Annotated in this window: 4 protein-coding genes; 2 read left to right on the top strand and 2 right to left on the bottom strand. The window is 68.1% G+C overall.

What is annotated here, in order from left to right; translation table 11 throughout:
- On the bottom strand, positions 1-603 hold a 603-nt coding region (locus tag AB0H32_RS36680; protein ID WP_361130132.1), incomplete at its 3' end, for a hypothetical protein.
- Between the two features lie 461 nt (positions 604-1,064).
- Complete coding sequence (locus tag AB0H32_RS36675; RefSeq protein WP_361130129.1) at positions 1,065-2,939, bottom strand: stealth family protein; 1,875 nt, start codon at positions 2,937-2,939, stop codon at positions 1,065-1,067.
- Between the two features lie 372 nt (positions 2,940-3,311).
- Here AB0H32_RS36675 and AB0H32_RS36670 point away from each other — a divergent pair, with 372 nt between their 5' ends.
- On the top strand, positions 3,312-4,130 hold the full coding sequence (locus AB0H32_RS36670; RefSeq protein ID WP_361130126.1) for a hypothetical protein: 819 nt from the start codon (positions 3,312-3,314) through the stop codon (positions 4,128-4,130).
- Positions 4,127-6,958, top strand: a complete 2,832-nt coding sequence (locus AB0H32_RS36665; RefSeq protein ID WP_361130123.1) for a stealth conserved region 3 domain-containing protein — start codon at positions 4,127-4,129, stop codon at positions 6,956-6,958. Before AB0H32_RS36670 ends, AB0H32_RS36665 begins: the two co-directional genes overlap by 4 nt.
- Positions 6,959-7,103 lie beyond the last annotated feature (145 nt).

Genomic DNA, 7,103 nt, shown 5'->3' with positions numbered 1-7,103 from the left:
CGAGCTCGGCCTCCCGCTTGTCCTCGTCCAGGGCACTGAGGTCGATCTGTGCCCAGGGCACCTTGACCTGGCTGTGCACCAGCTGCACGGGCGCGGGGCGGGGACCGCGGCAAGATCGCGCTGCGGTCCGGTGAGCGCGCGCAGGGCCAGCAGGTCGGCACCTCCGGGGCTGTCGAGGAGGCGCCGGGTGGCGGCGCTGCGCCGGATCCAGCGCAGCCGTGGAGGGAGCCACAGCACCAGTACGAAGGCCACGGGGAGGACGATCAGCGCGAGTGCGGTCAGGTACGCCACCTGGCCCACGAGGTGCTGCAGTGACTGTCCGGCGTCGGAGAGACCGTTGCCGGCGCCGGCGGCGAACTGGAGCGGCTTCTTCAGGGAGCCCCCGATGAGCGGCACTTTCGAAGCCGCGTCGGCGGCGTCGTCGAGGCCGGTCGCGAGGTCGTCGCCCGCGCCCTGTGCCTTCCGCCCCGGCTCGGCCAGCAACATGAGCGCGTCGTGGACGGTCAGGGCGAACTTCACCGCGGCCGCCATCAGGGCCACGGCGATCAGGTCCGCGAGCACCTGACGGATCCGACGAGGCGGGGTCTGGGCGTAGAGGCGCATGGGTGTGCTCCTGCTCCGGCGATGGCATCGGAGATGACCGACTCCGGCCGGATGAGGTGTGCAGGTCGTGGCGTGGGGCTCGGCCGGTCGTCCGACGGTACGGGGGACTCGGCTCTTCCACCGGACTCCACGGGCGCATGTCCTCGACACGGTGCCGGGGTGGCGTAGTGGTGCGGTGGGTGCGCGGCGAAGCGGTCAGGTGGAGCGCGGGCGGACCGGCGGACCTGGAACCGGCACGGCAGCGCCGGCCCGCACCCGCCCCCTGCGACCGTCAGCAGGGCCGTGGGCCACCGCACGGGACGACGGGCCGAGGCGGCCGCGCCGTTTGTCCTTCCCGGGTGTGGTCTGCCGGCGGCGGGTGGGTCGGGCTCGGCCCTCTGACGCGTCGACACGACTGAGCGGCACCGGACGACCGAGCGCCACCGGAGAACGCGGTTCGGTCCGCGCTGTGGGTCTCGGGCTCAGGCGTGCTTCTCGAATCGGCTCGGTACGGGGAAGTAGACGTCGAGGAAGGACCTCAGGAGACGGTTGCATCGGTCGTAGTCCGCTTCCGTCGAGCAGGTGTCGTTGAGACAGAACACCTTCTTGTCGCGCTTCAGCAGCAACTGGTCGAGTCGATTCGCCGAGTTCGGCAACGACACGTCGATGTAGGCGTAGGAGAGTTCCGAGGGCAGAGCCCGCTGTGTGTGGAACGCGTAGTAGTGGTAGAGAGACGATGTCACGGCCAGGTCGTCCGGCCCGCGGAACCGGGTACTGGCCGTCACCTGGTGCTGTTCGGGAAAGTCGGTCTCGATCTCGTCGAGAACGCTGCGCCGCAGGGGGTGCGGGACATGGCGCATCTTCTGTACCAGCAGCCTGCCGAAGCGTTCCTGGACGATGGCCCTGTTGTTCTTGCCCGCGAGGGAGACCGGCGCGTCCTGAATGGCGCGGGGGCCGAGCGGAACCAGGGCCGGCGAGGGGAAGAACTTGCTCAGGCCGTTGGCGAGGAAGAAGTCCTCGGGAAGGACCTCACTCCCGAGGAAGACGTCGTCGTTGAAGTAGAGGAAGTGTTCGGACAGGCCGTTGATGTGGTGGAGCTGACTCTCGATCGCATGTGAATTGAACGTGGGGAGGTATTCCTGCCGACTGAAAATGTCGCGGTGGCTGACCACCTGGATGCCGGGCTGGTCGGTGTCCAGCCAGGGTGGCGTCTGGTCATCGGTGACGAGGTAGATGTTGCGGATCCACGGGGCGTGCATGGACAGCGATCGGAGCGAGTAACGCAGCTCGTCGTGGTTGGCGTACCGGCCTGCGTTGGCCGCCTCTTCGTGAAGTCCCTCGCTCGACGCGGCCGCTCGACGACGCAACCACTCCGGATCGCTGCCGTCGACCCAGGTGTAGACAGCATCCACGGGAAAGTCGACGTCTCCCGGAAGCAGTGCCGTAAAGGCCTTGCGGGTGCGCACCGTTGCCGTGGAGGGGGCACGCAGGCCCGCCGGAGCCGTGAAAGCGGACACGGAAGAGCACACCATGGGCTCGTCAAGGGGTACGGAGTCGGTGACCGCATTGCGTCGCGGCGCCCTGAGCATGCCGTCCTCCGGCTCCCAGAACTCGACCTCGCACGCATGCTCGGGCCCCAGCACCAGACGTTCACCGGGCTCGGCATGGAACCAGAACAGGCGCAGCGTCGAGGCCTTCGCGGCCGCCCGCCACCCGCGCCCCCGGTGGGCGGGAAAGATGCGAGCGCCGTGGGCTCCTCGGCACACCAGATATCCCGGAACCTCCTGGCACAGCCTGCGCAGTGAGTTCACGGCCTGCTGCCGCTCGCCGACAGGCACCGCAACGATCGTGGAATGCCGCTCCTGACCCCGTACGCAGAAGTAGTCGATGCCTGATCTCTCCAGGGCTTCGGTCACTCGGGAAAGGTTGCCTGCCCGGGCCACGTGCGGCGCGAGGTTCCGCTCCCGGAATACGATGCGCGCGCGGCCGTTCGCCCACGCCACGAACGCGCCGGCGGCCTCGATCCGGGAACGGCACAGCAGAGCCAGCATCGACAACCTCGACCGTCGCACCGCAGCCGTCATGAACGCGCCGCTCACCACAGCCTTGAGTTTCCTGCGTGACTCGGGCGAGTAGCGGCTTGCGATGGTCCGCCGCAGCCGGTGAGGCATCAAAGCCCGGTAGGCCCTCACCAGGGCAGCTCCCTCGGCATTGACCGAGCGGTTGTTGACGGCCGGCGGGCCGACCGGGTGAGTTCTGGGCAGCGGCTGTGACTGCGCCAAATCCTGTTCAGCGGCGGTTGGGTCCATGGTGAGCCTTACCTTTCCCGGGCCTCTCTCGAAGGCTGCCGGGATCACAGCGCCGGCAGTGCAAGGTCCTTCGCCTGGGGGGAGATGCCGTGAGGAATCGACAGGTTCACTGTTCCGGCAGTAACAGGGATCACAAGCCCGGGTTGGAACGAAGCGTGAACAAAAGCGGTCCTGCTGGCCAACAAGGGTGCGCCCACTCCTGCGTCCCACTTGAAGCGCGAGCAGAGGTATCCGAGTGTCATGAACCAAGCCCTGTTGTCACGCGCCGTGACCGTTGCGGCGCGGGCCCGCCGTACGGTGAGACGGACCCGCCGCAGCATGGAGCAGATCAGAACTGTTCCCGCCTTCAGTGGTCCGGGGCGTGGCCGACCGGCACTGCGCCCGGTTCATCTCTCGGTACTCGGTGGCGGGACGCTCAACGTGGCTGTGGCTCGTCCCGCCGGTCATGACGAACTCGAAGCAGCGTTTCTGCAGGTGCGGCGGCGCAACGAGTCACACAGCGTTCCCCTGGACCTGGAGGACCAGTGGGACGGATCCACCCTGCTGACGGCCACCACCGCGCTGTGCCATCCGCACCATGACGATCCGCAGCAGCCCGGTCTCCGTGTGGGTGACGGGCTGTGGCAGTTGACTGTCGTGGTGACCTACCGCTCCGGTTCCACGGCCCGGTACGCCGTCATGGCGCCACCCGCACCCGCTGCGGACGGCCCCACTCTCCTGACCTTTCCGAGTGCCGGCTCCGGCGCGGTGTTCCGGGTGGTGCGCTCCATCGAGGATCGCGCGATGCTCAAAGTCACCGGGCCTCGCCGGCAGGCCGAACTGACGGGCTTCACCGTGGGATGGGACCGTGTCACCGTCCACGGCCGGTTGATCGCGGCCGGCCCCGCACCCTCGCACTTCACCGCAGAAGCGGTGCCGCGCAGCGTGGGCAGCGCCCTTCCGATTCGCCCCGAGTGGCAGGGGGACCGGTTCACCTTCGAGGTGCCGCTCCCGGCCATGTCCGCGGGGAGGAAGGCGACGCACGTCTGGGACCTGCGCCTGCGGTGCGGCCGCACGAAGATCAGGATCGGTCGTCGCCTGACCGACGTGAGGCATCCCGGCAAGGTCTTCCGAACACCGTTCCACACCGTCGCACTGCCCACCGGCAAGCTGCTGCGGGTACACGCCCACGTCTCCGGAGCCGGATGGGCCACGGTGAGTTGCACAGTCATTCCCACACTCGAGGACAGAACCCGATGAAGATCACCTTTCTGCTCACCTGGGCCGACGGGATGGGCGGAACGGAGATGGCCGTCTACACGCAGGCCGCGCACCTCGCCCGACACCATGACGTGGAAGTGCTCAGCATCTTCAGGACGAGCGAGGAGCCCTTCTTCGAGGCCGGCCGTGCGGTGCCACGACGCTATCTCGTCGACCGCACCAAAGACGTCGGCCGACCGGTGCGCACCACCACACTCGACGAGGAGACGTGCCGCTTCCTCACCTCGCTCCCCAGCGAGATCATCAAGCCTGACTGGGAACCCACGTTCGACCGGCTCTCGGACATCGAGATGACGGCAGCGCTGTCCTGTCTGGACACCGACGTGCTGGTCACCACGACTCCGGCTCTCATGGCCGCCGCGGCAGAGCTGGTGCCCTGGGACGTCATCACCATCCATCAGGAGCACCGCGCCTCCCAGCTGCGCGGGGTCACCGGCGATCCCCTGCTGATGTACGCGCCCGCTGTCGACGCACTCGTCTCCCTCACCGAGCGCACCAGCGAGTGGTTCGCCGACTCCCTCGGTGCGACCGCGCCCGTCCTGGCTGCCATACCCAATGCCGTTCCGGACGGATTCAGGCCCCGCTCGGACCTCACGCACAAGACGATCGTCCTGGCTGCCCGCATGACGCCCGAGAAGCAGCTGGACCATGCCATCGAGGCGTTCGCATCCCTCACGGCCGAGCACCCCGAATGGACCATGCGGATCTTCGGTGACGGGCCGCAGGAGGTCCGCCTCCGGCGGATGATCGACGGGCTGAAGCTGCACGACCGTGTCCACCTCCTCGGTCACTCCGGCCAGATGACGTCCGAATGGGCCAAGGCCGGCATGGCCCTGCTGCCCTCCCGCAACGAGGCGTTCCCGCTGGTCCTGCTGGAGATGATGGCTGCCGGCCTGCCCGTCGTCGCCTACGACGTCGTCACCGGCCCGGCGGAGATCATCCGTCACGGAGTCGACGGCCTGCTCGTCCCCGCAGGCGACAAGGAGTCCCTGGCCGCGGCGATGTCCAAGCTGATGGCCGATGACGCGCTGCGCCGGTCCTACGGGGCAGCCGGCCGTGCCGGGGTCCAGGAGAGGTTCTCGGCACAGCGCATCACTGCTCAGTGGGAGGAACTCTTCACGCGTCTGACAGCGCGCCGGGCCACGGCGTCCCGTACCGCCGACCGCGCGGACCGCATGGCCCGCCGGATCGCGGCCGGCGGAAGCCGCCACTTCAATGTCGCCGCTCCCGTCAGCATGCTGGCGGCCTCTGCCGACGAACAGAAGGCCCGGGAGGTCATGCTCCAGGCCCAGGACCGCACGGGCCGTCTCGTCAGGAGCGCGGGCCGGCTCGCCGAGGTGCGGGACGACGTCACCGCAGCGCGCATGGCCGAGTGGAACCTGGAACTCGTGGCCGAGGTCTTCACCCAGCGCCACATCCCTTACCTCATGCTGCGCGACGGATCTCCCACCCATCGTCTCGCCGTCGCGGTCGAACACCGCGAGCGGGCCATCGACGCTCTGGCTGCCGGTCTCCATGCCGAACCCGTCTACGCCGAGCTGATCACTCCCAGGGGCACAGCTCCCGGTGCGGTGCTGGCCGAGCGGCTGCGTACCGTCGGGGAAGTCATGGGCCTGCGTGTCTTCAAACCGGTGACCACGGAGAGCCGCACGCTGCGCTACGGTCCCGCGTACGGCTGTCAGGTCGAGTTCTGGGCCGAGAACGACGAGAGCGACGAACTGCCCGGCTGGCGCAGGGCTCCGCGCGGATCCACCCTGGTCGGCCCCTGCCTGCCCGACCTGAAGCCGACGGCACGGCTGCGGGTGGGCGAGCGCGACTATCCCACCGCTGCAGCGTTCACCGAGCGCCTGATGAAGGACATCGACTTCCCCATCGATGCCGTCTACACCTGGGTCGACGACACAGACCCCGAGTGGCGCACACGGCGGGACACGGCAAAGAAAGCCGCGGGCATCGCCGACGAGGAAGCCGACAGCGGGGACGTGCGGTTCCGCAACCGGGACGAACTGCGCTACTCACTGCGGTCGTTGGCCATGTACGCGCCCTGGATCCGCAACATCTACATCGTCACCGACGACCAGACCCCGCACTGGCTGGACACTTCCCAGCCCGGTGTCACGGTCATCAGCCACCGTGAGATCTTCAGCGAGGCGGACTGGCTGCCCACGTTCAACTCGCACGCCATCGAGAGCCAACTGCACCACATCGACGGCCTGTCGGAGCACTTCCTCTACTTCAACGACGACGTCTTCCTGGGACGCCCCCTCACTCCGCAGGAATTCTTCACCAGCAACGGCCACACCCGTTTCTTCTGGTCGCCCACGGCCGTACCCCCCGTTCCGCTCTCACCCGAGGACGAGGGCTACTTCGCCGCAGCCAAGAACAACCGGGCCCTGCTGGAGCGGGACTTCCAGCGCACCGCGACCCAGGGATTCCTGCACACGCCGCATCCGCTCAGGCGCAGCGTCCTCAACGAGATCGAGGAGACGTATCCGAAGGAGGTCGCCGCCACGGCATCCAGCGCCTTCCGGGCGAGGACGGACCTTTCCGTCCCCTCCTCGCTCCACCACCACTTCAGCTACCTGACCGGACGGTCATATCCGTCCACCCTCTCCAGCACGTTCATCAATGCCGGCCGGTACGAGCACCACACCCGGCTGAGCCGGCTCCTCGCCACACGCAGCCACAGCGTGTTCTGCATCGGTGAATCCCCGAATGCGGAAGTTCCCGCCGACGAACAGGATCGCGTCCTCCAGGCCTTCCTGAACGCCTACTTCCCCGTACCGTCGCCGTTCGAGCGGAGTTGACCGTCCACCCGCCCCGCACCCATTCGCACCAGAGGCAGAGTCGAGGTGCCCAACCGGGCACCTCGACATACCCACCCCAGGAACACGACCAGCACGACCCAGACGCCCCCCCCCCCAAATAGCGCCAACAGGCGCACAAAGAAGC

It is taken from the genome of Streptomyces sp. NPDC020362 (genome assembly GCF_040642095.1).
In the GTDB taxonomy this organism is placed as follows: Bacteria; Actinomycetota; Actinomycetes; order Streptomycetales; family Streptomycetaceae; genus Streptomyces.
This window is presented reverse-complemented; position numbering and strand designations above follow the sequence as displayed.

What these genes read in the sequence shown, in the direction of transcription:
- AB0H32_RS36665 (WP_361130123.1), top strand. Translation starts at nt 4,127, where the DNA reads ATGAAGATCACCTTTCTGCTCACCTGGGCCGACGGGATGGGCGGAACG.